The organism is Nonomuraea sp. bgisy101, from assembly GCF_057708945.1.
The window spans coordinates 21,648-43,761 of record NZ_JBYITD010000059.1 but is presented as its reverse complement, the minus strand read 5'-3'; the positions used below and the strand labels follow the sequence as shown (position 1 = coordinate 43,761).

Annotated in this window: 22 protein-coding genes; 12 read left to right on the top strand and 10 right to left on the bottom strand. The window is 67.6% G+C overall.

Annotated elements, in window-relative coordinates; translation table 11 throughout:
* On the top strand, window positions 1–325 hold a 325-nt coding region (locus tag AC3EO4_RS52640; RefSeq protein WP_431903890.1), incomplete at its 5' end, for an NAD(P)-binding domain-containing protein.
* Window positions 326–599: 274 nt separating this feature from the next.
* On the opposite strand, the gene AC3EO4_RS52635 is transcribed toward AC3EO4_RS52640, so the two are convergent.
* The 4 genes from AC3EO4_RS52635 to AC3EO4_RS52620 all read right to left on the bottom strand — a co-directional run bounded on the left by AC3EO4_RS52635 (window position 600) and on the right by AC3EO4_RS52620 (window position 3,834).
* The gene (locus tag AC3EO4_RS52635) at window positions 600–1,049 is read right to left on the bottom strand and encodes a DUF1931 family protein (protein ID WP_379573367.1); all 450 of its coding nucleotides are present in this window, start codon (window positions 1,047–1,049) and stop codon (window positions 600–602) included.
* 5 nt (window positions 1,050–1,054) lie between these two features.
* Complete coding sequence (locus AC3EO4_RS52630) at window positions 1,055–2,704, bottom strand: FAD-dependent oxidoreductase (protein WP_431903888.1); 1,650 nt, start codon at window positions 2,702–2,704, stop codon at window positions 1,055–1,057.
* A complete protein-coding gene (locus AC3EO4_RS52625; RefSeq protein WP_431903887.1) occupies window positions 2,701–3,240 on the bottom strand; it encodes a thioredoxin family protein in 540 nt (179 codons plus the stop codon). The genes AC3EO4_RS52630 and AC3EO4_RS52625 overlap by 4 nt, the downstream gene beginning before the upstream one ends.
* A gap of 237 nt (window positions 3,241–3,477) precedes the next feature.
* Window positions 3,478–3,834, bottom strand: coding sequence for a LuxR C-terminal-related transcriptional regulator (locus tag AC3EO4_RS52620; RefSeq protein ID WP_431903885.1), 357 nt, complete (start codon window positions 3,832–3,834; stop codon window positions 3,478–3,480).
* A gap of 140 nt (window positions 3,835–3,974) precedes the next feature.
* Between AC3EO4_RS52620 and AC3EO4_RS52615 the strand changes: the two genes are divergently transcribed.
* From AC3EO4_RS52615 to AC3EO4_RS52585, 7 genes are all read left to right on the top strand, one after another.
* Window positions 3,975–4,190, top strand: coding sequence for an MFS transporter (locus AC3EO4_RS52615; protein WP_431903882.1), 216 nt, complete (start codon window positions 3,975–3,977; stop codon window positions 4,188–4,190).
* 171 nt (window positions 4,191–4,361) lie between these two features.
* Window positions 4,362–4,544: a hypothetical protein gene (locus AC3EO4_RS52610; RefSeq protein ID WP_431903879.1), complete on the top strand. Its 183-nt coding sequence runs from the start codon at window positions 4,362–4,364 to the stop codon at window positions 4,542–4,544.
* Window positions 4,545–4,590: 46 nt separating this feature from the next.
* Window positions 4,591–5,565 carry a non-homologous end-joining DNA ligase gene (ligD, locus tag AC3EO4_RS52605; RefSeq protein ID WP_431903878.1) on the top strand — a complete coding sequence of 325 codons (975 nt, stop codon included), beginning with the start codon at window positions 4,591–4,593 and terminating at the stop codon, window positions 5,563–5,565.
* A 57-nt stretch (window positions 5,566–5,622) separates the two neighbouring features.
* The gene (locus tag AC3EO4_RS52600) at window positions 5,623–5,958 is read left to right on the top strand and encodes a NucA/NucB deoxyribonuclease domain-containing protein (RefSeq protein ID WP_431903877.1); all 336 of its coding nucleotides are present in this window, start codon (window positions 5,623–5,625) and stop codon (window positions 5,956–5,958) included.
* A gap of 10 nt (window positions 5,959–5,968) precedes the next feature.
* Entirely contained in the window at window positions 5,969–6,565 is a 597-nt protein-coding gene (locus AC3EO4_RS52595) for an SMI1/KNR4 family protein (RefSeq protein ID WP_379573361.1), read from the top strand.
* Between the two features lie 274 nt (window positions 6,566–6,839).
* The gene (locus AC3EO4_RS52590) at window positions 6,840–7,376 is read left to right on the top strand and encodes an Ig-like domain-containing protein (RefSeq protein ID WP_431903874.1); all 537 of its coding nucleotides are present in this window, start codon (window positions 6,840–6,842) and stop codon (window positions 7,374–7,376) included.
* A 260-nt stretch (window positions 7,377–7,636) separates the two neighbouring features.
* Entirely contained in the window at window positions 7,637–8,245 is a 609-nt protein-coding gene (locus AC3EO4_RS52585; RefSeq protein WP_431903897.1) for a DUF6461 domain-containing protein, read from the top strand.
* Window positions 8,246–8,550: 305 nt separating this feature from the next.
* Here the strand turns inward: AC3EO4_RS52585 and AC3EO4_RS52580 are convergent, their stop codons facing one another.
* Window positions 8,551–9,582, bottom strand: coding sequence for an SMP-30/gluconolactonase/LRE family protein (locus AC3EO4_RS52580; protein WP_431903872.1), 1,032 nt, complete (start codon window positions 9,580–9,582; stop codon window positions 8,551–8,553).
* A gap of 109 nt (window positions 9,583–9,691) precedes the next feature.
* On the opposite strand from AC3EO4_RS52580, the gene AC3EO4_RS52575 reads away from it, so the two are divergent.
* Window positions 9,692–10,135 (top strand): MarR family winged helix-turn-helix transcriptional regulator, encoded by a 444-nt coding sequence (locus tag AC3EO4_RS52575; protein ID WP_431903869.1) that lies wholly within the window; start codon window positions 9,692–9,694, stop codon window positions 10,133–10,135.
* A gap of 245 nt (window positions 10,136–10,380) precedes the next feature.
* Here AC3EO4_RS52575 and AC3EO4_RS52570 read toward each other — a convergent pair whose 3' ends face one another.
* Window positions 10,381–10,575, bottom strand: a complete 195-nt coding sequence (locus tag AC3EO4_RS52570) for a hypothetical protein (RefSeq protein WP_431903866.1) — start codon at window positions 10,573–10,575, stop codon at window positions 10,381–10,383.
* 67 nt (window positions 10,576–10,642) lie between these two features.
* Here AC3EO4_RS52570 and AC3EO4_RS52565 point away from each other — a divergent pair, with 67 nt between their 5' ends.
* Window positions 10,643–12,001, top strand: a complete 1,359-nt coding sequence (locus AC3EO4_RS52565; protein WP_431903864.1) for a serine/threonine-protein kinase — start codon at window positions 10,643–10,645, stop codon at window positions 11,999–12,001.
* 551 nt (window positions 12,002–12,552) lie between these two features.
* Here AC3EO4_RS52565 and rph read toward each other — a convergent pair.
* Window positions 12,553–15,150 carry a rifamycin-inactivating phosphotransferase gene (rph, locus tag AC3EO4_RS52560; RefSeq protein WP_431903895.1) on the bottom strand — a complete coding sequence of 866 codons (2,598 nt, stop codon included), beginning with the start codon at window positions 15,148–15,150 and terminating at the stop codon, window positions 12,553–12,555.
* Between the two features lie 406 nt (window positions 15,151–15,556).
* The gene (locus AC3EO4_RS52555) at window positions 15,557–17,047 is read right to left on the bottom strand and encodes a DHA2 family efflux MFS transporter permease subunit (RefSeq protein ID WP_431903861.1); all 1,491 of its coding nucleotides are present in this window, start codon (window positions 17,045–17,047) and stop codon (window positions 15,557–15,559) included.
* A gap of 97 nt (window positions 17,048–17,144) precedes the next feature.
* Here AC3EO4_RS52555 and AC3EO4_RS52550 point away from each other — a divergent pair, with 97 nt between their 5' ends.
* Window positions 17,145–18,050 carry a LysR family transcriptional regulator gene (locus AC3EO4_RS52550; RefSeq protein ID WP_431903859.1) on the top strand — a complete coding sequence of 302 codons (906 nt, stop codon included), beginning with the start codon at window positions 17,145–17,147 and terminating at the stop codon, window positions 18,048–18,050.
* Between the two features lie 936 nt (window positions 18,051–18,986).
* Here AC3EO4_RS52550 and AC3EO4_RS52545 read toward each other — a convergent pair.
* A complete protein-coding gene (locus AC3EO4_RS52545) occupies window positions 18,987–19,661 on the bottom strand; it encodes a hypothetical protein (protein ID WP_431903856.1) in 675 nt (224 codons plus the stop codon).
* A 274-nt stretch (window positions 19,662–19,935) separates the two neighbouring features.
* On the bottom strand, window positions 19,936–20,331 hold the full coding sequence (locus AC3EO4_RS52540) for a hypothetical protein (protein WP_431903854.1): 396 nt from the start codon (window positions 20,329–20,331) through the stop codon (window positions 19,936–19,938).
* Between the two features lie 323 nt (window positions 20,332–20,654).
* Here AC3EO4_RS52540 and AC3EO4_RS52535 point away from each other — a divergent pair, with 323 nt between their 5' ends.
* On the top strand, window positions 20,655–21,788 hold the full coding sequence (locus AC3EO4_RS52535) for a hypothetical protein (RefSeq protein WP_431903852.1): 1,134 nt from the start codon (window positions 20,655–20,657) through the stop codon (window positions 21,786–21,788).
* Window positions 21,789–22,114: the final 326 nt, after the last annotated feature.

Below are 22,114 nucleotides of genomic sequence, written 5' to 3'. Positions count from 1 at the left end.
CGGATCCACCAGGTATCGCCGGCTCGACGTGCCCCGCCTGGCGGAATTCGAGGCCACCAGCGTCTACTACGCGGCGACCGCGGTCGAAGCTCGTCTGTGCCGCCACGATCCGGTCGCGGTCGTGGGCGGCGGCAACTCGGCCGGGCAGGCCGCGGCGTACCTCGCCCAGCATGCCGCCCGGGTACGCCTGCTGGTCCGGTCCTCCGACCTCAGGAAGAGCGACCTGCGAAGCGGGTCGATCAAACGGATGGCCTCCGCGGTCGGTGAGAGCGCCATGGCGATCAGACAGGTGCACGAGCATCTCGAGATGAGCGGCGTGAAATAGATCTAGGTAAAGGGTGATTTTCCTTCGCTGAGCGCCACGGCCTGCTTTCCGAGGACGAAATTCTTGCTCGCGAGCTCGACTATGTCCGCGTCCTGGACGAATTCGGCCGCGAACTCGGTCACCCCGTCTTTGATGATGTCTTCACCGTCGATCTGCGGGTTGCCTCCAAGCCGGGCCGATAAGGCCAGCCGTCAGCGACCGCGACACCGGCGAGCTGGCACGACAGCACGCGCCTCTCCGGAGGGTGTCCGCCGCTCGCCGCTCCGCGTCATGGTCACAGGAGCAGGCCCAACAGCCGGGACATGCGCTGCCAATGCTCGCTGGAAGGGTTCTTGAGGTCGGGTTCGACGATCTTGAGCGCGCGGGCGAGCACCATGGACAGCCCGCCGGCCACGGCCGGCAGCCGGGCCTCGGCGTCTACGCTGAGCGACAGGTCGAGCGGCGGCAGCGCGGTGAGCTGCTCCAGGATCGGCGATAGCTCCAGCTCCTCGTCCAGGTCGCGGAAGTCGTGCATGTTCTCCTGTAGTCCCTTGGTAATGGGCAGGTCCCATGGCTGGATGATGTCGCGCCTGTTCTCCTTGGCCGCGGCCTCGGCGACGACGAGCATGTCGTACAGCTTCTGGTTGACGAAGTCGTTGAAGCGCTTGAGGTCGTTCTTGTCCACGTCGAGTCCCGCGGCGGCGCGGAAGAAGCGCTCGAATCTGGCGTGTGCCATCACCGGCATGTCGATCACCGTCTTCTCTGTCGATTTCCTGTGGTGGTGAACCTCTCGTGCACCAGGCGCACGGCCATGGCGCCCTCCCCCACCGCGGAGGCGACCCGCTTGACCGATCCGCTGCGGACGTCGCCCGCGGCGAAGACGCCCAGGTGGTCGGTCTCCAGGGGAAGCAGTGCATTCCAGGTGGTGGATTGTCCCGTGACGATGAAGCCGCGGTCGTCGAGCGGCACGGCGCCCTCCAGCCACTTGGTGTGCGGATCGGCGCCGATGAAGACGAACATCGCCCTGGTCGCGATCTCCAGGGACTTCCCTGTGCGCTTGTTGCGGACGCGGACACTTTTCAGGGTGCCGTCGCCGATGAGGTCGCATACCTCGGTGTCGTGCATGATCTCGATGCCGGGCGTGCGGTCGAGCTCGTCGGCGAGGTAGTGGGACATGCTGGCGCGCACGTCGTCACCGCGTACGATCATGCGCACCGACGACGCGTTCGTGGCCAGGTAGAGGGCCGCCTGACCGGCGGAGTTGCCGCCGCCGACGATGACCACCGGCGAGCGGCTGCACATGCGCAGCTCGAACGGGGTGGCCGCGTAGTAGACACCCGATCCCTCGTACTTCTCCAGCTCGGGGACCTGCAGCCGCCGGTAGCGGGCGCCGGTGGCGATGATCACGGCGTGGCCCTTGACGGTGTTGCCGTCCTCGACGACGACGCCGTAGAAGCCGTCGTCCGGCTGCAGACCGGTCACCTCGGCCGGGACGGTCAGCACCGCGCCGAACTTCCGCGCCTGGATGATGGCGCGCTCGGCCAGCTCGGCGCCCGAGATGCCGGAGGGGAAGCCGAGGTAGTTCTCGATGCGGGAGGAGGTGCCGGCTTGGCCGCCCGCGGCCACTGCGTCGAGCACGATGGTCGTCAGCCCTTCCGAGGCCCCGTACACGGCGGCGGCCAGGCCCGCGGGGCCCGCGCCCACGACGACCAGGTCGCTGACCCCGGTGCCGGGCACCGGGACGGGCAGGCCGATCGCCTTCGCCAGCTGGGCGACGGTCGGGTTGCGCAGGACCTTGTCGCCGCGCCAGATCACGACCGGGGTGTCCTCGGGCGGGATGCGCAGCTCGCGCAGCAGCGCGTCCGCCTCCTCGTCCTCCTCCAGGTCGATCCACCTGTGCGGCACCCTGTTGCGGGCAGCGAACTCGCGCAGCCGCCGGCAGTCCGCCGAATAGCGGGAGCCGATGATGCGGAAGCCGGTGCCCAGCCCGATCAGTAGGGACCGCCGGGCCAGGTAGGCCCGCAGGATGAGGTCGCCGAGTGCCTGGTCCCGCGCCACCAGCGCGCGCACCTCGTCGGCCGGCACGGCCAGCACCTCGCCTGGCTCCTGGACGACGGCGGTCAGGAATCCCGCCTGGCCGGTGAGCAGGCTGAGCTCGCCGAGGAACCGGCCCGGGCCGTGGACGGCGATCGTCCGCTCGTCCGGGCCGCGCCCCTCGACCATGGCGACCTTGCCGGTCAGCACGACGATGAACTCCGCGGTGGGCTCCCCCTCACGGAACAGGACGTCGCCTCCCGACACGGCCCGGCGCTCGCCGCGGGGGGAGAGCTCGGCGAGCTGCGCCTCGCTCAGCCGGGGATAGGCGCCGTACAAGTCCGGCGTCTCGGGTACCGGCGTCATGCGCGCGCCTTGACCGCGTCCTCGACCCATCTGCGCAGCTCGTGGGTGGGCGCGCCGCCCACCCGCTGGGCGACGACCTCGCCGCGGACCATCATCATGAGCGTCGGGATGTGCTTGATCGCGAGGCGCTCGGACAGGCGTGGCAACCGGTCCACGTCGACGAGTTTGACGCGGCCGGCCCGGTCCTGGGAGACCTGTTCGAGCGCGGGCGTGACCATCCGGCACGGCCTGAACCAGTCCGCCCAGAAGTCGACGGTGACCGGTAGCGCCGATCGCTCGGCGACCTCGGCGAACGTGTCGTCGCCCGCCTCGGCGATCCAAGGCAGCAGGGGCTGATGGCAGCTCCCGCACTGGGGGACGCCGTCGGCCGCGGCAGGCACCCTGTTCCGTTTGCCGCAGTTCGGGCAGGCGATGGTGGACGTCATGTCAGCTGCCCGGTCCGGGAAGGTGACGCTCAGCTCGCCGTGGTCGACGTCCACTGTCACGGTCGAGCCGTCGGGGACACCCCAGGCGCCCGCGCCTCCGTCCTCGCTCATCTCTCCCAGGGCCGCGTTCCTCTACCCCGGCCGGTCGTACGTCTTCGAACTCGCGGGCGGGGTAAACGTCACCGCCCCTGCGGCGCCCCAACAGCGCCATGGTGACCTCCTCGATGTGATGCACACCGTTTCGAGGCTTTCGCGGGAGCTGCCGCTTCACATCCCCCATACATGTAGTCCTGGCGCTCACGCGTCAGCCGCCGGACTCGTCGCCCTCCCGGACCGCCACGAGGCGGGTCAGCTCGACGCGGGAGTTGATCTGCAGCTTGCGTGGAAGGCGACCGTGTGGGCGCTGATGAACATCTGCTCCGCCCCCTTCCGGTTGGACCATCCGTCGGCGACCAGGAGCGAGACGTTGAGCTCGGTCTCGGTGAGGCTGTCCCAGCCGCAGACGGGCTGGTCGGCGTAGCTCCAGTGGCGGTAGCGCACGCCCATGCCGCGCAGCCGCTTGCGGACGCGGGCCGAATCCCGAACAGATCCGATCTCGTGGTAGATCGCGAGCGCGCGGTCGAGGCTTCCCGCCGCGTCGTCGTGTCGCCCGTCGGCGGCCAGCAGGACGCCGAGGTCCTCCGTGGCGGAGGCCTGCCCCCACACGTCGTCGGAGCGCCAGGCGGCCCGGGCCAGCGCCTCGCGGTCGCCGTCGAGCCGGCCGCGCGCGTGCGCGGCGGACGCGGTCAGGGGGCGCCCTGCTGTTCGGGCAGCTCACGGAGCGGCTCGGGCGCAAGAAGATGTTCATGGTCACGCTCGGGCTTTACATGGCCGCCACTGTGGCCACCGCCTTCGCCGTCCAGCCCTGGCACCTGTTCCTCATGCGCTTCCTGACCGGGATGGGCATCGGTGGGGAGTACGCCGCGATCAACTCCGCCATCGACGAGCCAATCCCGGCGCGCAATCGCGAACTCGGCCGCGTAGAGGGTGAACGTGCCGATGGCCACCGTGACCGGTGGTGAGGTTGAACAGCGCCACCTGTTCGCGTGCCTCCTGCCGCTCCCATGGCCGGGCACCCGTTCCCACAGTCGATGCACGAGGATTCGCGGATCAGGACCCCCGTGTCCGCGGAGTGCGTACGGCCCTCCTCCTCAGCGATGCGCTTGGTGTCCTCGTGATCCTGCCGCGAGCCGATGCGCCACACCCAGGTCAAGACGACGCTCTGGGCGACGATCCAAGAGACCGGTACGGACAACTGGGCGGCACCCGCGATCCCGACGGCCACGCCCACCACGACCCCCGGTACGACCGAGGTCGACAACCGCCGCCAGGAGAGGAGCCGTCGTCCGGGGCACTCCCAGGGAGCCCTCATCTGAACCACGATGTCACAGAGCGCGTTCCGCACTTGGGTACGACCTCCTCATGGGGGACCTTCCGGAGTACTCACCGATGCTGGCGCGGCTCGGGCAGCTGCCGCCGTCGGCCGAGGACCGGCTGTTCGGCTACGAGATGAAGTGGGACGGTGCACGGGCGCTCGGCTACGTGGACGGCGCCGCGCTCCGGCTGGTCTCGCGCAACGGCCTCGACGTCACGGCCGCCTACCCGGAGCTCGGACGGCTCCCAGGCGCCGTACGAGGCAACGCCGTGCTCGACGGCGAGATCGTCGCGTTCGACGAACAGGGCAGGCCGAGCTTCGCCGCGCTGCAACCGCGCATACACCAGCGGGATCCGGACAGGGTAGCGGCGCTGGCGCGCTCAACGCCGGTCTCCTACCTGATCTTCGATGTCCTACACGTGAACGTCACCTCCACCATCGACCTGCCGTATTTGGAGCGCAGAGACCTGCTCTCGAGGACCGTGGCGGCCGGAGAAAGATGGAGCGTGCCGCCCCACAGCGTCGGCCACGGGGCCACGGCGTTCCGGAGGAGCCGCGAACGGCTCCTAGAAGGCGTGGTCGCCAAGCGGCTGGCCTCGGCGTACCAGCCGGGCCGGCGCAGCCGCGACTGGGTGAAGGTGAAGAACTTCCGCACCCAGGAGGTGATCATCGGCGGGTGGAGGCCGGGAGAGGGCAGGCGTGCCGACATGATCGGATCGCTGCTCCTCGGCGTGTACGACGACGCAGGACGGCTGGTCTACGTGGGGCACGTCGGCACCGGTTTCACGGACGAGACGCTGCGGGATCTCGCAGCCCGGTTGGCACCGTACGAGCGGCCGGACAGCCCGTTCGAAGACAAGGTGCCGCTTCCGCACGCGCGCGACGCGCGCTGGGTCGATCCCGTCCTGGTGGGTGAAGTTCAGTACACGGAATGGACGGCGGACGGCCGCCTGCGGCATCCGAGCTGGCGCGGCCTGCGCCCGGACAAGCGGCCGGACCAGGTGCGGAGGGAGGAGGGCTGACTACGGGATCGGCCGGCCCTCATCCGGGAGAGCCGGGACCTCTACTGCAAGTACTACATGCCGGAGAAATGCGGACCGCCATATTACAACGGCGGCCCGCCTCGAGGCCCAACCAATTCCTGCGACGAATATCCGTTCGCCAGTACCATCCAAGGCGCCTTGCACGCGAAGGGGCATTTCTCGGTACCCGCTGTGAATCACCAGCAGAATATCGACCAGGGTCATGCGCTGCGATCCTTCTACTCACACTACCGGGTCGGCGGCGACAACGAATCCTGGGTGTGGATCCAGCCCCAATCGTGTAGCCAGTTCGATCCATCCGAGGGAGGGCCCTGTGGCCCTCCCTCACCCTTTCGGCCACTTGCGGCAGCATCTATTCACAGCCTGCCGTAGAATGCGCTCTATGAACGGCCCCAACACTCCCCGCTACGCATGGGCCGAACGCCTCCAGGCCGTGAGCGGCACAGACCACGATCTCCACAACGGTAGGGGATCTTCGCCGCACCCAACCGGATGGCTGGGAGCAACTCCCGTCAGTGAAGCCGAGCTCCTCCGTCAGGAAGAGCGCCTCGGCCGCCGCTTGCCACCGAGCTACCGAGAGTTCCTCCAGGTAAGCAACGGCTGGGACGTGAACTCCTTTACCAGTGTTCACCTTCTCCCCATCGCCGAGGTCGGGTGGACGCGCGACGTGGATCCGCACCTCGCGAACACATGGGGTCCCTCGCCTGACTCCCCGATCCCGAAATTGCCCGCCGACTATTTCTTCGACTACGACGCGCCTCAGGATCGGGATTTCTTTGAGGTCGGAGACTTTCTGTCGCACACGTTGTGCATTTCCGAGAACGTCGAGGGTAGTGTTTATCTGCTCAATCCGCACATTGTCACCTCGAACGATGAATGGGAAGCGTGGTACTTTGACTCCTTGTACGAGCTCGATGCCACCCGCTTCCGGTCGTTCTGGCACTTGATGGAGCACTCCTTCCGCGATAACGGATTTTGATTCAGTGCGTCACCCCGGCCCGCGAGTGCTCGCAAAGAACCGGGGACGCGTGGACGTTCCTGGCTAGCATCGGTGCTGGCACGGACAAACTGTTCACGCGGTTCAACGTACTGCTGTCTAAGCGCTGATTCGGCTCTGCCGCCCTCACCTAGACCATCTTCCGTGTACCGCAAAGCTCTCAGCTTGACACGGAAGACGTCCTTTCGGTTGCACGGATGAGCGGGCCAGGGCGAGGCGGACCGTTCCCTGCTGCGTCGCCAACCCGGACGAGGCGATGCTGCCGTTGCCGATGGAGCACGTCGCCGGGGCCTTTCAACCTGCGCCAGGGGCTGACTCCACGACCGTCCTGTCCATCACGCCCGCTCAGCCACTGGCCGAGCGCACCGAATACACGGTTGAGGTGACCGGCGCCAAGGATGACGCGGGCAACGTGATGGCGTTGCACACCTGCTCGTTCGCCACGAAGGAGCTCCCACCGCCGCCGAACTCACCGACGGTGGCCAGCGAATACGTACGGCCGACCAACACCGCAGACGCGACCACCACACTCACCCCCGAGTTCCGGGCCGAGGTCACCGACCCCGACGACCGGCCCATGACACTCACCGTCGAGGTCCAACACGACCCCGCCGTCCCCAGCCAAGGCACCGGAGCCATCTGGACCGGCACCACCACAACCACCGTCGCCTCCGGCAACTACACCGGCATCTTCGTCCCGTCCGGGAAACTCACCGACGGATGGAAGGTCCGCCGGCGCGCCCGCGCCACTGCCGCCGGCTCAACGGCGCCTGGACCACCTGGGCCCCCTTGACCAGGCGGGCGAACAGCGAACTCGCCCCCGACGGCGTGCTACACGGCGCACAACAAGGCCGCCGGACGCGATCTGGGGGCTTTCTACTCCCGCTATCGCGTCTTCACCTCGAGCTCCCATGAAGGCGGCGCGGGCAACTGGCCGTCCAACGCCTTCTGGGTCAGAATCCGCACCGGCACGCCACCGTCATAACTCCGCAGTCAGGAGGGGGCATCCTCTGGGATGCCCCCTCCTGGCGCACCGACAATCGGGAGGTGATCATGCGGTCGCCGACGTACCTGCACGACCTTCTGGTCTCGACTCTCTTCACCGAAGAACTCGATCACGACATGGACCTGTGGTCGCTGGGATTCAGCGCCCTTTGGATCAAGGGAGCGGATCTCGGCACCCTCGCCCAAGCCTTCTCCTTGGACCTCTCCGCCCGCACCCCGAGCCACCTGAGCGAAATCCTCGACCACAACGGCGACGACGGTTCTCTCTGGGTAGCCGAGGCCGGAGGTTGGACGGGCATCATGCCGGCACGTTCCGACGACGCTTTCCTGCTGTCGCTGACCGAAGGAGGCCGTCACGCCCTCAGCTTCAGCATGGACGTCAACGGCCATGACAGCTTCAAGTACATCCGGGACGGGGACACCATCGCCTCTTTCCGGCCCACCTGGCCCGACTCCAAGCACGGCAGCGACCCGCACGCGCTCGATCACCTGATGGATGGGCTGCGCTTCCAGGTCAGTGGCGACGGCAACCCCGTGGAAGAGGACGAGAGCATCAGCTCGACCCTGGCGTTGATCGGCCGCATAACGAAAACGGACATGGCCGCTGACTGGCTTGAGGCGGTGCACTCTCGCATCGGACTGACCTCAATTTCCTGAAGCGCGCCGTGAACTGTTGGACCGGATCCTGATCCTCAGCGAACCCCCTCATGCTCCGCGCGTACCTGATCCACTACAACGGGCACAGGCCGCACCAAGCCTGGAACCAACGTCCCCCGGATACCGCACCGCAGCCCACCCGCGACGTGACCGACCTCAACGACCAGCGGTCCATCCGCCGAAAACCGGTCGTCGCAGGCATGATCAGCGGCGGAGCCAATCGCCGAGTTCCTCCGGGCCTGAGTCGGCGCTCTGGGCGGTTTCTTACGCGGACGTCGGCCGTCCGCCGGCCTCCGGTGCGCCGGTCAGATGCCCCGCACGGAGGCGATGGTGAAGGGCCGCTGGGGCGTCCCCTCGCCGACCGGACCGCCCTTGTCGAACTGGGAACGGACCACATAGAGCGTTCCTCTGCTGCGCACCAGCGTCGTCGGGAACTGCAGTGCATCGTCGGTCACGCGTCGCTCCATCCGGGCCGACGTGCCGTCCGCGGCGATCCGCCACCGGGTGATGGTGTCGGTGACGTTGTGGGCCACCCAGAGCGTGCCGTGCCGCAACTCCAGCCCGTCGGCGTACTTCATGTCGCCGCCGCGCAGGGCGACCCTGCCGATCGCGCCCGAGGAGAGGTCGAGCCGGTACAGGTCGCCCCCGGTCAGGTCCACGGTCAGCAGGAAGCGTCCGGAGGGGTCGGCGACGATCCCGTTGAGCGTGAACGCGCTCGGCTCGTGCGGTTCCAGCGCGTCCTTGAGGTCGTAGCGGGGCTCGAGGGGGGCGGACCGCCCGCTCGCCTTGGCCACCTGGTCGGGCGTGACGCGATAGACCACGGCGCGGACGCTGTCGGTCAGGTAGGCGGTGCCGTCGGGGGTGATCGCGACGTCGTTGACGAACCGGGGGTCCCGCCCCTCGACCTCGAAGGCGGCCAGCAACCGGCGGGTGCGGGTGTCGTAGACGGACACGCCGGTCGTGGAGTCCGTCACCCACAGGCGCCCGAGGCGGTCAACCTTCAGGCCGTTGGCGGTGTCGCGCCCATCCGCGCCCGCCGGCAGGAAGACCGAGGCCGCGCGCCCGCCGGGCGTCATCTTGAAGATCGTTCCGTCGGTGTACGAGCCGGCGTAGAGGTCTCCGGTGCGGGAGTCGGCGGCGATGCCCTCGGGGTAGACCCGCTCGCCCGGCAGTTCGTACGCCGGGGAGATCCGCGCGTGCGCCGGGGCGTGGGCGGGCACCGCCTGGGGATGGGCGGGTACGACCACGACCGTGCCTGCCGTGTCGGCCCGTGCGGGAACCACGCAGGTCAGGGCGGCGAGGGCCGCGGCTGCGATGGTCTTGCGAAGGGGAGGCATGCGTCGCTCCTGAGGTTGATAGCTCTCTATTCTTTGAATGAACACATATGATAATTAGAGCTCTAATATTCGTCAACAGGCGAGCGCATGAGGCCGCTACCATGCGAAGATGACCTCGATGCCGGTTCCCGAGCGCCTGGGCAGCCACCTCAAGCGCGCCGAGCAAGCGCTCAGCGCGGCCAAGAGCGCCGCACTCAAGGGGACCGGCCTGACGGTGCCGCAGTACGCGGCACTCCTTCACCTCTCCGACAACCCCGGCATCTCAGCCGCGGCGCTGGCGAGGGCCTGCGCGGTCACCGCCCCCACCATGAACACTGTGCTCAGAAACCTCCAGGAGAGCGGCCTCATCGAGCGCTCCCCGCATGAGTGGCACAAGAACATCCTGGAGACCCGGCTCACCGAGAAGGGCGAGAAGGTGCTGGCCGAAGCCGACACCCGCGCGGTGCGGGTCGAGCGCGGACTGGCCGCCGAGTTCAGCCAGGAGGAGCGGGACACGCTCGTCACCCTGCTGGGGCGATGCATCGACCACCTCCAGTCCACCCGCCACGCGTAGCCCGCTGCCCGGTCCGCCGATCCTGCCTTCCGGCCGCCCGACGGCGTCCGGGCATGGCGCTTCCCCACGCACGTGGCACCCTGTGGGTGCCAAGAACTCGACCATCCCATGCGACCTGCGCGTATTCGTGGATCAGCCCGCCGAGGCGGTCGCGTCGGATGATCTTGAAATCGTCCTCGACCGGGTCAGGAAGGGCTCACAGCGGAGCGGCCTGGAGTTATGAGGCCTGACCGCTGCGTCGATCCTCAGCGGTGCGGCGGCTCGGAGAGTCTGCGGCGGATGGCGTCCATCTGATCGATGGAAAGGCTGATGGCCGCCATGCGGGCGTCTCGCCGGGCATGCTCGGTCGGGTGAAGCGGACCAGCCGGGGTCACCGCCTGTAGACAATGCGCGATGACCGCCGCCTTCGTATTGCGTACCAGGTGAAGCGAAACGAGCATGCACCGATGATGGTGGCTTGTACCCTGATCAACTGTTCGTGCCAAGCGCGATGGTGGGAGACGGGGCATGACTTCGAGGCTGGCCGGTGACGTGGTCGGCGGTCGCTACCGGCTGGCCGCCGAGCTGGGGTCCGGTGGTTTCGGGCGGGTCTGGCGGGCTCGCGACCTGACCCTCGACGTGGACGTTGCGATCAAGGAACTGCAACTGCCGCCGGGGATGCCGGAAACCGGACGAGCCGAGCGGCTGGCGCGCGCCACGCGCGAGGCCCGCAATGCCGCCCGGTTGCGCAAGCACGACGGCATCATCGCGATCCACGACGTCGTCATCGACGACGGCCTTCCCTGGATCGTCATGGAACTGGTCGACGGCTGCTCGCTGGACGAGCACGTCAAGCAGCACGGACCTCTTCCGGTGGGCAGGGCCATCGCAGTCGCCGTGGCACTGCTGACGGCGATCGGCGCGGCACACCGGGAAGGTGTCGTGCACCGCGACATCAAACCGGCCAACGTCATGCTCGACGAGAACGGGAAGGTCCTGCTCACCGACTTCGGGACCGCGATCCACTCCACCGACACCGCACTGACCGCCACCGGGATGTTCATCGGCTCGGCGGAGTACACGGCGCCCGAGCGGCTGCGCGGCAGCGACGGCCTTCCCGCCGGGGATCTGTTCTCCCTCGGCGTGACGCTCTACCAGGCCGTCGAGGGCGTCTCACCGTTTCGCCGCGATACCCAGGAAGCGACGTTGGCCGCAGTGCTACTGGAGGAGGCCCCGGCGCCGCGACGAACCGGGCCGCTCACGCAGCTCATCACCCGGCTACTGGACAAGGACCCGGGCCGCAGGCCGACGGTGGACGAAGCACTGGCCATGGCAGGTGACATAGCGAGTGAGCAGCCAGCAACCACGGTCCGCGTGCGGCGCGACACCAAGATCCTGCCGATCCAGTCGAAGAAGTGGCCGCCCGTTGGTGTTGCCGCGCCGATGGTGTTCATGTCGGCGATTGCGGTCCTGACGGCGCTCGGCGTCGCCGGACTCCCTGATCCCGGCGGAACGTGGGAGCAGTTCGAGAAATACGGGTACCACGATGCCGTACTCGGCGTCGCCGTAATGATCGCCGCCGTTGCCGATGTCGTTCTCGTCGGCTTGGTGTGCGCCAGTTTCGCGCGGTTCCTGCCGGCGAACGTCGGCAAGATCGTCACCGCTGTCGTCGGTGTCGCCGGGCTCGTCTTCGGCTGTGGCGCGACCGCTTTCGCCTTCCACGGCGCCGGCGAGATCTTGGGGAACGCGATGGAGCTCTCCGGGCGGGAGTCCGCGGAAGCGCCGCTGGCCTTGATCAGCATCGTCGTCCTCGTCGCTGTCGGGTCGGCCTGGAGCTCGCAGCGCCCCGATCGACGGGAAACGATCAGAGGTCGGACACGATCATGACCTGTCGTGCCTCAAACTCGCATGTACGGCTTGAGCTGGGGTTACTCCACCTGGATCATGCGGCTCGGCGGTACTCGTTGATCGCGCCACCGAGCACTCTGCGGCGTTCGATCCGGCCTTCCGTCGACTGAGATTGAGGATCTGCACGTCATCACGTCAGCGGCATACCGCTGACGGGCTGCACCGTCCACACCGCGGTCGGCTGCGCGCTCACCCACCCAGACGCAGCCGCCGGGTACCGTGCTCAGTGAAGACCAGCCCACATACCGGCGGCGTGCGGGATTTCCCACGCTGTGGAGGGGGCGATCGTGTAGCCCAGGCGGACCAAATCGCCCTGGATCCGCCGATGCCCCGGGTCGGATTCTCCCGCGTCATCCGCACGATCAGCGCCTTGACCGGCCGGCGGGTGCAAGGCCGACACGGGCGCCGACTGTCGGTGAAGGTCCACTTCCGCGCCACGAGGTCGCGATGCCAGTGCAAGATCGTCGCACCGATCCGGCACCGATGACGATCCGCGCCCTGTCTGGCGGTCCCGGGTCCGATGCGACGGTTCAGTCGAGGATCTCGACGTACCCGTCGGTGCCGTGAACGCGGATACGCTGCCCGTCCCGGATCAGCCGGGTGGCCTGCTCCACGCCCACGACGGCCGGCAGGCCGTACTCCCGCGCGATCACCGCCCCGTGCGTCATCAGGCCGCCTACCTCCGTCACCAGTCCGGCGACGGTGACGAACAGGGGGGTCCAGCTGGGGTCGGTGTAGGCGGTGACCAGAATGTCGCCCGCCTCAAGGTCGGCCCGCGCCATGTCCATGACGACACGGGCACGGCCCTCGACCGTCCCGGCCGAGACCGGGAGCCCGGCCAGCGCGCCGGGCGGGGCGTCGTCACGCCGATACCGGCCAGTGATGACCTCGCCGTCCGAGGTGAGGACCCGGGGCGGTGTGAGCGCCTCGTACGACCGGAACGCCTCCCGCCTTTCCAGAATGAGTTCGGCGTCCACGTCGTTGGTGCGCACGACTTCCTGCAACTCCTGGAACCGGAGGAAGAAGATGTCTTCTTTCTCGCGCAGGGTGCCGGACCGGACGAGGCGATCGGCTTCCCGCAGCAACGCCTGCTTGTAGGCGAAGTAGCGGCTGACCATGCCGTACTTGGGGTACTCCCGATATCCTGCCAAGGTACGGACGCGGTCGATCATCCGCTTGGTCTCCTCGGCCTTCTGCTCCCCGTCGGGTAGGGCGCGCAATCGCGTCAGCAGCTCCTGTTCTTTCCGTCGTGACTCTTGGCGTCCTTGTTCGAAGCGTCGCTTGCCGGCACCCGGTTCGAAGTTCTTGATGTTGCCGAGAATGGTGGGCACGAGCGTGGCGGGATGCTCGCTCCAGCGCGTTCTGGTGATGTCGATCTCGCCCGCGCAGCGCATGCCGTACTCGTCGAGGTAGCCCCGGATGGCGTCACGTGCTTCCCGTCCGCCGGCCAGCCCGGCCAGCTCGTTCAAGAAGCCGTCGCCCTGCCGGCCTTCGTCCACGACATGGTGCAAGAACGCCACGACGTCCGCGTGCGGCCGGATCGTGTCCGCGACATCAAGGAGCGCCAGCCCCATCTCCGACGTGACGTTGTGGGGGACGGATTGCGTGAGCGCGTCGGCCGCGTTCTTCTCGCCCAGCCACGCCTCCAGGTGGTCATTGAGCCACCAGGTCCCCTCCGTCCCCGCCATGATCACCTGGAAGCTCCGCGGATCGAACAGGACGCGCCTCAGCTCTGCGATGTCGGCCTGGATGAAGTCGAGCAGCGCCGGCCCGGACAGACCCTGGATCGTGCGCCGCAGGGTGGCGACGGACGCCTGATTGTGTCGGACCAGCTGGGTGACGACGGCCGAATCGGTCTCGATCGGGGCGGGTGAGCCACCGGCGGGTGCGGCGCCGCCAGAATCTTCGTCCGGAAGCGAGCGGAGGAAGCCGCGGTCGAGGACGGTCTGTAGCGCGTCCCGAATCAGCGGGTCGGACCTCCCCACCGTCTCGAGGAGGCTCGCGCGACCCGCGGGCGTCGCCAGGGCGGCGGCTACGTCGACGAACAACCGTCCGCCCGCCTCGTGCATCGGCCGTGGCGTCGTCAGCTGCCAGAAGGAGAGCCCCAGCGGCTTCATCGCATCGGTCATCATCTGCTGGTGACCGACGGAGAGGTAGACATGATTTTCTTGGTCATCGGTCGTGGGGATGGGGAACAGGGTGGTGATCGGCCGGCTCTGGACGATGTGGAAGTCGTCGCCGACCAGGCACCATTCGATGTCCTGGGGCTGGCCGAAGTGCGCTTCGATTCGCCGACCCAGCCGCACCAGGCGCACGACCTGTGCATCCTTCAAGGCCGGCTGCGTCTGCCGCTGCGGCTCGATTGGTGTCTCCTGGGTACCGCCTCCCGGCGACGCCTGGACGGACCGCGGCTTGGTGGCGACCTCTGTGATGACGACCCGGTCGCCGCGCACCGTGTAGACGTCCCCGGCGACCAGACCGGAGACAAGCGCCTCGCCGAGCCCCCAACCGGCTTCCACGGTGGCGACCTTCCGGTTCGAGGTCACGGGGTCCGCGGTGAAGAGGATCCCGGCCGCGTCCGGGAACACCATCCGCTGTACGACCACGGCCATCCGTACCTTCCGGTGGTCAAAGCCATTGTGGCGCCGGTAGGTCACTGCCCGCTCGGTGAACAGCGAGGCCCAACACCGCCGGACGTGCCGAAGGATCGCCGCCAGGCCCACGATGTTCAGGTACGAGTCCTGCTGGCCGGCGAAGGATGCGGTCGGCAGGTCCTCGGCCGTCGCGCTGGAACGCACCGCGTAGGAGGCTTGATCCCCGAGCCGGGCGAGCGATTCGCTGATCGCTGCGACAAGATCGCCGGGCATCGCAACGCCTTCGATGACGCGGCGTATATCGGCGCTCAGGGTGCGGATCGCCGCGCGGTCGTCCGCTTTCACGCGCGACAGCAGGTCAAGCTGTGCATCGATCGACGGCGCCTCGGCCACGACCCGCTGGAAGGCGTCCGTCGTGACGCAGAAGCCGTCCGGCACACGGATGCCATCGATTCGCGAGAGCTCGCCCAGGTGTGCCCCCTTTCCGCCGACGTCTGCGATATTCGTCGAGTCGAATTGCTCGAAACTCAGCACGTAGCCCAATTCCGTTGCTCCCTCGTTCGTCGAGTTGGTTTGCAACGGCGGCAAGTATGGACCACTTTCCGGCACCTCATGAGACGCGCTCATCCGATATAAAGTGAAAGTGGCGGGAGGTGGTACGCGAAGCCTGACCCGACCTTCCCCCAGGCACCGTGACCGAACTGGCGGCGTTGACCGGTCCGAGCTCGTCGCTCGTCAAGAAGCTTTGCCCTGCCGCAAACTCCGTCCTGCCGCTATGCCATCGACACGGGTCATCCGGCTCGCGGGCTCCTCTTGGCGTGCGCCCGCTTCGGGTCTTGGAGGGGATCGACCGCGGCAGAATGATCACTCGTGCTCTTCTCGCAGCGGACGATCGCCGCGGCGTGTGCCGGCCGTTCGCGGGGCGGGAGGGGTTCGGCGGTCACTTCGCCCGTGCCCATGAGGCGGCGGCTCGGCGCGTGGCCGGTTCCCGGGAATCCGGGGCCGCGGCCTGGTCGGGGCCATCACCGGGGGCCTGGCCGGAACCCCGCCGTCCGCCAACCCACAGGCAGGCGACCGCGCCGGCCACCACGGCGAGGATGGGTACCGACAGCGCCGGCCCCATGGCCTCGACGAACGCGTGCCTGGCGGCCTCGGTGTCCGGGGTGCCGGCCAGCCGGCTCTGCAGGACCGCGCCGACGGCGGCGCCGCCCAGCACCGAACCCACCTGCCTGATGGTGTTGTTGACGCCGGAGGCCGCGCCGGCCAGGCGCGGTGGCACGCCGCGCATCGCCTCGGTGGCCATCGGCGCGAACACCCCACCCGCGCCGATGCCGCCCACGACGAACGCGGGCAGGAACGCGGTCCAGTCCGTTCCGACATCGATGATCGCCAGGATCCAGGTGGCGCCGATCGCGTACAGCGCTAGTCCGGTGATCAGTACGGTCTTGCCGCCCAGCCGGTCGGACAGCCGGCCGGCGAACGGGGAGACCAGCATCGTCATCACCCACATGGGCGCCCCGACGAGCCCGGCCTTGAGCGCGCTGTAGCCGAGTACGGACTGGAGGTAGATGGTCAGCGGCAGCATCAGGCCGACCATCCCGACCGACACCGCGACGCCGACGCCGTTCAGGATCGCGAAGTTGCGGTCTCGGAACAGCGCGAACGGCACGAGCGGCTGGCGGTCCTGCTTGCCGCTCTGGTGGACGAGGAAGACGGCCATCAGGACGGCAGCCGCCGCGAACAGCCCCCAGATCCACCCGCTCCACGCGTAATTCTGCCCCTCCGTGAGCGCGAACACCGCGCAGAACAGCGCCGCTGAGGCGATGAGCACGCCGAGCACGTCGAACCTGTGGGTGACCGTACGCGCCGGACGGGGCAGGATCGCCGCCGCCATGGCCACCACGATGACGCCGACGGGCAGGTTCACCAGGAAGATCCAGCGCCAGTCCAGCGCCGTCACCAGCAGGCCGCCGAGGGTCGGCCCCGCCACGGTCGCGATGCCGGCCACGGACGCCCACACACCGAGCGCGGTACCACGGCGCTGCGGCGGAAACGTCTCGATGAGAAGCGACATGGTCTGCGGTATCAGCAGGGCGGCGCCGAGGCCCTGGGCGGCGCGGGCGGCGATGAGTTGCCCGGGATTCTGGGCGATCCCGCACGCCAGGCTGGCGATGGTGAAGAGCAGGACGCCGGCGATGAAGAGCGTCTTCTTACCCAGCAGGTCACCCAGCCGGCCCGCGGATATCAGCAGCACGGCGAGCACGAGGATGTAGGCGTTGCCTACCCAGAGCACCTGGTCGAGCGAGGCGCCCAGCCGGTTCATGATGTCGGGCACGGCGATGTTGACGATGGTGAGGTCGAGGAGCGTCATGAAGTACCCCAGCGACAGGGTGATGAGGATCGCCCACGGATTCTCACGCCATCTGGTCATGTGTCCCCCTTGATGGTTCTCAGGCCCACGCCATGGTCGCGAAGAGAGGGGTCATAGGTCCAAGAGCTGGTTCGTCTCATCACTAGACTGAATCCTTATGGAACTGCGCCAGCTCGACTACTTCGTAGCTGTCGCCGAGGAAGCCAACTTCACCAGGGCAGCCGAGCGGCTCCACGTGGCGCAGCCCTGGGTGAGCGCGCAGATCCGTCAGCTTGAGCGCGAGCTCGGCCAGCCGCTGTTCGACCGGTCCGGCCGCACGGTCAGCCTCACCGAGGTCGGAGCCGCGGTCCTGCCGTACGCGCGGGCCGCGCTGTCAGCCGTCGAAGGCGCCCGGCGCACCGTGGACGAGTTCGCCGGGCTCGTGCGCGGCCGTGTCGCCATCGGCACCTCGTCCTCGCTCGCCTCGCTGATCGACCTGCCGGAGTTGCTGACCGGCTTCCACCTGCGGCATCCGGCAGTGGAGATCACGCTGACCGAGGACACGACCGATGGCATGATCGAGAGAGTGCGCGCCGGAAGGCTGGACCTGGCGGTGCTCGGCCTCGGCCGTACCACCCCGCCGGACATCAGCCTGCACACCATCGCCGCCGACGCGCTCGTCGTCGCTGTGGCGCACGACGACCCCTTCGCCAGGCGGACGAGCCTCACCCTGCAGGACATCGCCGAACGCCCGCTGATATGCCTGCGCGAGGGCACCGGCATGCGCACCACGATGAATGAGGCGTTCGCCGCCGCGCGCATCAAACCACATATCGCCTTCGAAGCCAGCGACGTGAACCTCCTCATCCAGCTCACCGCGAAGGGGCTGGGCGTCGCCGTCCTGCCGGAGCCCATGGTCCGCAAGAACGCCGAGATCCTGCGTGCCGTCCCCCTCGACCAGCCGCGGCTGACCGGGCGGCTGGTACTCGCATGGAGGTCGCAGGAGCCGGCCACGCCTGCGGCACGGGCTCTCATCTCCCACATGCGGCGCGCGCTTGACACCCGGCCCGACGCCCTCTGCTGATCACAAAGTCCGCGCTCATGGGATCCGATCGGTCCCGTCCCACCACCGACTCCGCACTGCGGGCATCATCTGGCCCGCTCAGTGGGTCGCCGACGGCTCCACCGTGGCCGCCGCGGAGCCCCGGGTTCCGAGCGGGACACCCAACGACCACGGTCGAATCCCGAATGGGTAGGTCAGCCGTGCTCGGTCCGTGCTCGTCCGTCCCGGAACGGGGCGTCAGGACGCGTCACAGGCGGACACCGCAGGCAGTCGGATGCAGCCGCACGCAAGCGGTCACGGAACATAAGCGGAATGCCCTTGGACACATTTCCCCAGGTGGAGCCGAGGATTTCGGAGGTTCGTGGAACGGTTCCGAGTCCTTCGGGCACACCGCGACGTGGTCCGCGCTGTCGCGGTATGGCACCATGCGGTCCATGACGACACGAAAGGCCGATGCCGCGTAGACGGCCAAGCGCCTTGCGCGCGCACCTGGCGGCGAACCGCCGAAGCCACCGCCCGCTCCCCAAGGTTCCCGACGTCTCCGTCCGGACCCATGCGGCCATCGCCCGCATCGAGTACGAGCACCAGTACTTAGGACCCGGGTCCGTTGCAGGAGCCCTCGCCGCATACCGACAGTTCCTCCGCCGGCCCGGCCGCTATCTCTACCTGCCCCAACGGGATTGCCCCTTCTGCGACCCGGTAGAGGCCCGGGACACCCTGGAATTCGCCCTACGACGCCTCCAACACTCAGCCAGAGTAGAGCTTTCACGGATCGTGGCGAGGTTGGACGAAGAGTTCTACAGCCGGACGCTCCCCGACCCCCGACCGCATCGCCATCCAGGTCGTTTCGGCGGATGGTGGCATCACCGCATCTATGACCGATGATCGCCTCCATGCACGGCGAAGGGTCCCGGTGCGATCCGAGACCCTTCGTGTGCTCAGTGTTCTTGCGATGTCTCACACTGCGAGAGCATCCAGAATCCGCTGGTTGGCGACATCACGTTGGCCGTCGATGCACTTGGCGTAGACCTTCAGCATCACATCCACACCGCGCCCCGCCCGTTCGGCCGCTTCCGGCGCGTGCACTCCGGCATTGAGCCAGAGAGAGACCGCCGCGTGCCGCAGGTCGTACGGCCGGGCCGCCAGGGGTGAGGCGACCTGATCGGGAGTGAAGGCATAGGTCCGGGCCTCCTTCCAGACCTTGGCGTACGCCGACCCTGAGATCAGGCCGCCCGTGCGGGTCCGGAACAGCCGGCCATCCGCGCCGATGCCGTGCTTGTCGATGTGATCACGGAGGATGGTCACCAGCTCCGGCGGGATCGGAACCTCTCGGGCCTCCTTCATGTTCCGGTGCTTGAGGCCACGATCGTCATAGGTCTCCCCCGAATCGGTGAACCGCTCATTGCTCTGCGGCTTGGTCTTCTCCAGCGTGAGCAGGCCCCATCCAGTCGCCGGAAGGTGACAGTCCTTTTTACGGAGCCCGCGGCCGCAGCCGGGCGGAGACCACCGAAGTACATGCAGGCGAACATGGCCGCCAGCATCGACCCCCGCGAACCCCAAGGGTGAGTCGCTCGCGATGGCGCGAGCGCCACCTTTGACAGAACCCGCGCGCGAGTCGCCGATCTTTGGCACCTATCGGGGAGCGGGGAGGAATGGGCAGGGAGAAGAGTGTGCGTTCGCGCTGGATACATTTCTCAAATGCCCCACCGCACCCCCTCGAAGCCACGGATGTCCGAACGTCTGTGGGTCAACGTCCTGGTTCTGGCGGTCCTTGTTGTGCTCTTGATCGGGAACACCATCCAGCTCTTCCACGGCGGGACCTGGGACCGAGTCGCTTTCAAGGCTGCGGTCATCGCCGGTAACTGCTATCTGATTTGGAAGATCGGCCGGTTCGTGCCCAGTCGTCTCAGGGCATGGCGGCAGGCACGGTGTAGATCATGACACGCCCGATGCTGCCAAGGGCTGACGGCGGCGTTGACGGCACCAGCGACCAGCGGGGCGAACAGTTCTGAGCGATACTGGGAAAGTCCGGCCAGTCCGGCGAACCCGCCGGATCGATGGTGTTCCAGGTGATAGAGAGCTTGTCGAACTTCCGGTGCTCGATCTCGACCTGTTCGCCCTCGAAGTCCAGGATGACCGGGCAGTCTGCGAACCACTCGTCCTCGTCGATGTCCCACACCAGCAGCGCTCGAGTCAGTCGCCGGCCGGTGAGGCGGGCCAGCCTATTCCCATGAGCGGCGGCGATTGCCGAGCGTCCGCTCAGCCACTCCGCCCGGTACCCGGGGATTCCGAAGTCGAACATCCAGTGATTGTGCCGGATGCCGCCGTTTGGGACTTCTCGGGGCAATCGGCCGCCACCCACATAGTCCTCTTCGTGCCTTCTCCGATGGGGCTCCGACTCCGGGATGATCAAGAGGCGAGGTGTCGTACGAGGAAAGATCAAAGTGGGTTGCAGTTCCCCGCCGTATCACCTCGTTCCAGGGGGACCGCCCAACCGCATCGATCCATATGGAACGCCTTGGGACGGGCAAAATCCGAGCTGCTAATGCGGTTTGGGTAGGGACAAGCCCACTGCGCCCCTGCCAAGAGGGCCGGCCGACGCCACGGACGCCAGGTGAAACGACGATGGGACGATTCGGCCACGCAGGGACGTGCGCAGGAACCATGGTCTGCGCGCAAGCGATCCGCGACCCTCAGCATGTTTTGTCGGCGGCACTTGAGATGGTTGGCGCCATGGTCTTCTTCGTCTACCGCAGCTTCTACGAAGGGCCGCTCGGCAAGCTGGTGCGGCACTTTCCCGATGCCAGGGTCCTCGATTGGTTCCGCAGGGTGTGGGATGGCGCCGGAGCAGGTGACGCCTACGAGTGGATCGAGCGTGAACTCGGAGCAGACGTCTACGGCCTCAACACGATCTTCGAGACCGGCCTGCCCGCTCCCGAGAGCATGCGGGAGCTGCGCGAGCTGCTGGAGAAGCATCTCTATGTCGAGCAGGAGCTGCGGGTCGACGAGCACAGCGTGCGGGTGCTCACCGATGATGACGAGGTCGACCTGGCCTATTTCTTTGTCGACGATGCTCTCGTGGCGTCCGAGCCTGACCGCTGGGCCTACCTCCTGCACGAGGGCTGGGAGTTACCCGAGACCCTTCGCACCGCCTCCGCCGACCAGGTGTTCATCCCCCCAGTGCCGGTCGAGGCTCTCATATCCACACCGCAGGGTGGCGAGGGAGTGACCTACGCGGTCGTGCTGACCTTCTACGCGAGCATTGACAGCATCGGATACTGCCCGCCGAAGTCGTTTCCCGGTGTACGGCTGCCGCAGCTTGCCGAGGCTCTGCGGGCGACCGATGTAAGGCTCGGCGAGTGGCCACGTGAGTTGCTTCACCTGCGTGCGCTGGTGGCCCCGGACGAGAGTGAGATCAGGCCTGCCCTGGAGCGCTGCAACCGGTGGCCGAGCTTCGAAGAGGAGATACCCGAGACATATGGCGCTCACCCGCAGGCGCACGAGACCGCTCTGCGTCTGCTGGAAGGGTTCGAACCCTCCAGTGGCCGTGATCCGGACCGCACCCTCATCCGGCAGGGTGAGCACATGGCGCAGATGTCGATCCATATGGATGACGTCTTCGGCTACCGGCAGTGGTTCTTCTTCGACGACGTCTGGGCCGCCGCTCACCCCGATCTGACCACCTCGCTAATGCACTACGGCGTTCACTGGGACCCCCGCTGTCCGCGAAGCCACGGCGATGCCGAGGACTGCCCCTGACGGCGCAGCACCGGCGGCGCCCACCGGGCCAGCGTCAAGATGAACAGCCCAATTCTGCAGCGATTCGGGCGAGACGAGGCCGTTCTCCAACTCCGGTTGGGCGCGGAGATGCCTCAGTGCACTCCGTCCTTCCTGATCGTCGCCCAGCAACAGCGCTGCGGTCTTCTCCGCCGCCGCCATCGCCACCTGGGGAAAGACCGAAGCGCAGGTATCGGCGGCGGAGGCACTGGAGGTGTGCCCCAGCGTCTCCTGAACCACCTTGATCTCCACGCCCGCTGCCAGCTACTGGTGCGGCCGATGCCCGTTGCAGTGGTTCAGCTACTCAC

Excerpts from the sequence above, each read along its gene's own strand:
- AC3EO4_RS52635 (WP_379573367.1), bottom strand. The coding sequence starts at position 1,049 with ATGCCGGTGATGGCACACGCCAGATTCGAGCGCTTCTTCCGCGCCGCC.
- AC3EO4_RS52630 (WP_431903888.1), bottom strand. The coding sequence starts at position 2,704 with ATGACGCCGGTACCCGAGACGCCGGACTTGTACGGCGCCTATCCCCGG.
- AC3EO4_RS52625 (WP_431903887.1), bottom strand. The coding sequence starts at position 3,240 with ATGAGCGAGGACGGAGGCGCGGGCGCCTGGGGTGTCCCCGACGGCTCG.
- AC3EO4_RS52615 (WP_431903882.1), top strand. The coding sequence starts at position 3,975 with ATGGTCACGCTCGGGCTTTACATGGCCGCCACTGTGGCCACCGCCTTC.
- AC3EO4_RS52610 (WP_431903879.1), top strand. The coding sequence starts at position 4,362 with ATGCGCCACACCCAGGTCAAGACGACGCTCTGGGCGACGATCCAAGAG.
- ligD (WP_431903878.1), top strand. The coding sequence starts at position 4,591 with ATGGGGGACCTTCCGGAGTACTCACCGATGCTGGCGCGGCTCGGGCAG.
- AC3EO4_RS52600 (WP_431903877.1), top strand. The coding sequence starts at position 5,623 with ATGCCGGAGAAATGCGGACCGCCATATTACAACGGCGGCCCGCCTCGA.
- AC3EO4_RS52595 (WP_379573361.1), top strand. The coding sequence starts at position 5,969 with ATGAACGGCCCCAACACTCCCCGCTACGCATGGGCCGAACGCCTCCAG.
- AC3EO4_RS52590 (WP_431903874.1), top strand. The coding sequence starts at position 6,840 with ATGCTGCCGTTGCCGATGGAGCACGTCGCCGGGGCCTTTCAACCTGCG.
- AC3EO4_RS52585 (WP_431903897.1), top strand. The coding sequence starts at position 7,637 with ATGCGGTCGCCGACGTACCTGCACGACCTTCTGGTCTCGACTCTCTTC.
- AC3EO4_RS52580 (WP_431903872.1), bottom strand. The coding sequence starts at position 9,582 with ATGCCTCCCCTTCGCAAGACCATCGCAGCCGCGGCCCTCGCCGCCCTG.
- AC3EO4_RS52575 (WP_431903869.1), top strand. The coding sequence starts at position 9,692 with ATGACCTCGATGCCGGTTCCCGAGCGCCTGGGCAGCCACCTCAAGCGC.
- AC3EO4_RS52570 (WP_431903866.1), bottom strand. The coding sequence starts at position 10,575 with ATGCTCGTTTCGCTTCACCTGGTACGCAATACGAAGGCGGCGGTCATC.
- AC3EO4_RS52565 (WP_431903864.1), top strand. The coding sequence starts at position 10,643 with ATGACTTCGAGGCTGGCCGGTGACGTGGTCGGCGGTCGCTACCGGCTG.
- AC3EO4_RS52555 (WP_431903861.1), bottom strand. The coding sequence starts at position 17,047 with ATGACCAGATGGCGTGAGAATCCGTGGGCGATCCTCATCACCCTGTCG.
- AC3EO4_RS52550 (WP_431903859.1), top strand. The coding sequence starts at position 17,145 with ATGGAACTGCGCCAGCTCGACTACTTCGTAGCTGTCGCCGAGGAAGCC.
- AC3EO4_RS52540 (WP_431903854.1), bottom strand. The coding sequence starts at position 20,331 with ATGTTCGACTTCGGAATCCCCGGGTACCGGGCGGAGTGGCTGAGCGGA.
- AC3EO4_RS52535 (WP_431903852.1), top strand. The coding sequence starts at position 20,655 with ATGGGACGATTCGGCCACGCAGGGACGTGCGCAGGAACCATGGTCTGC.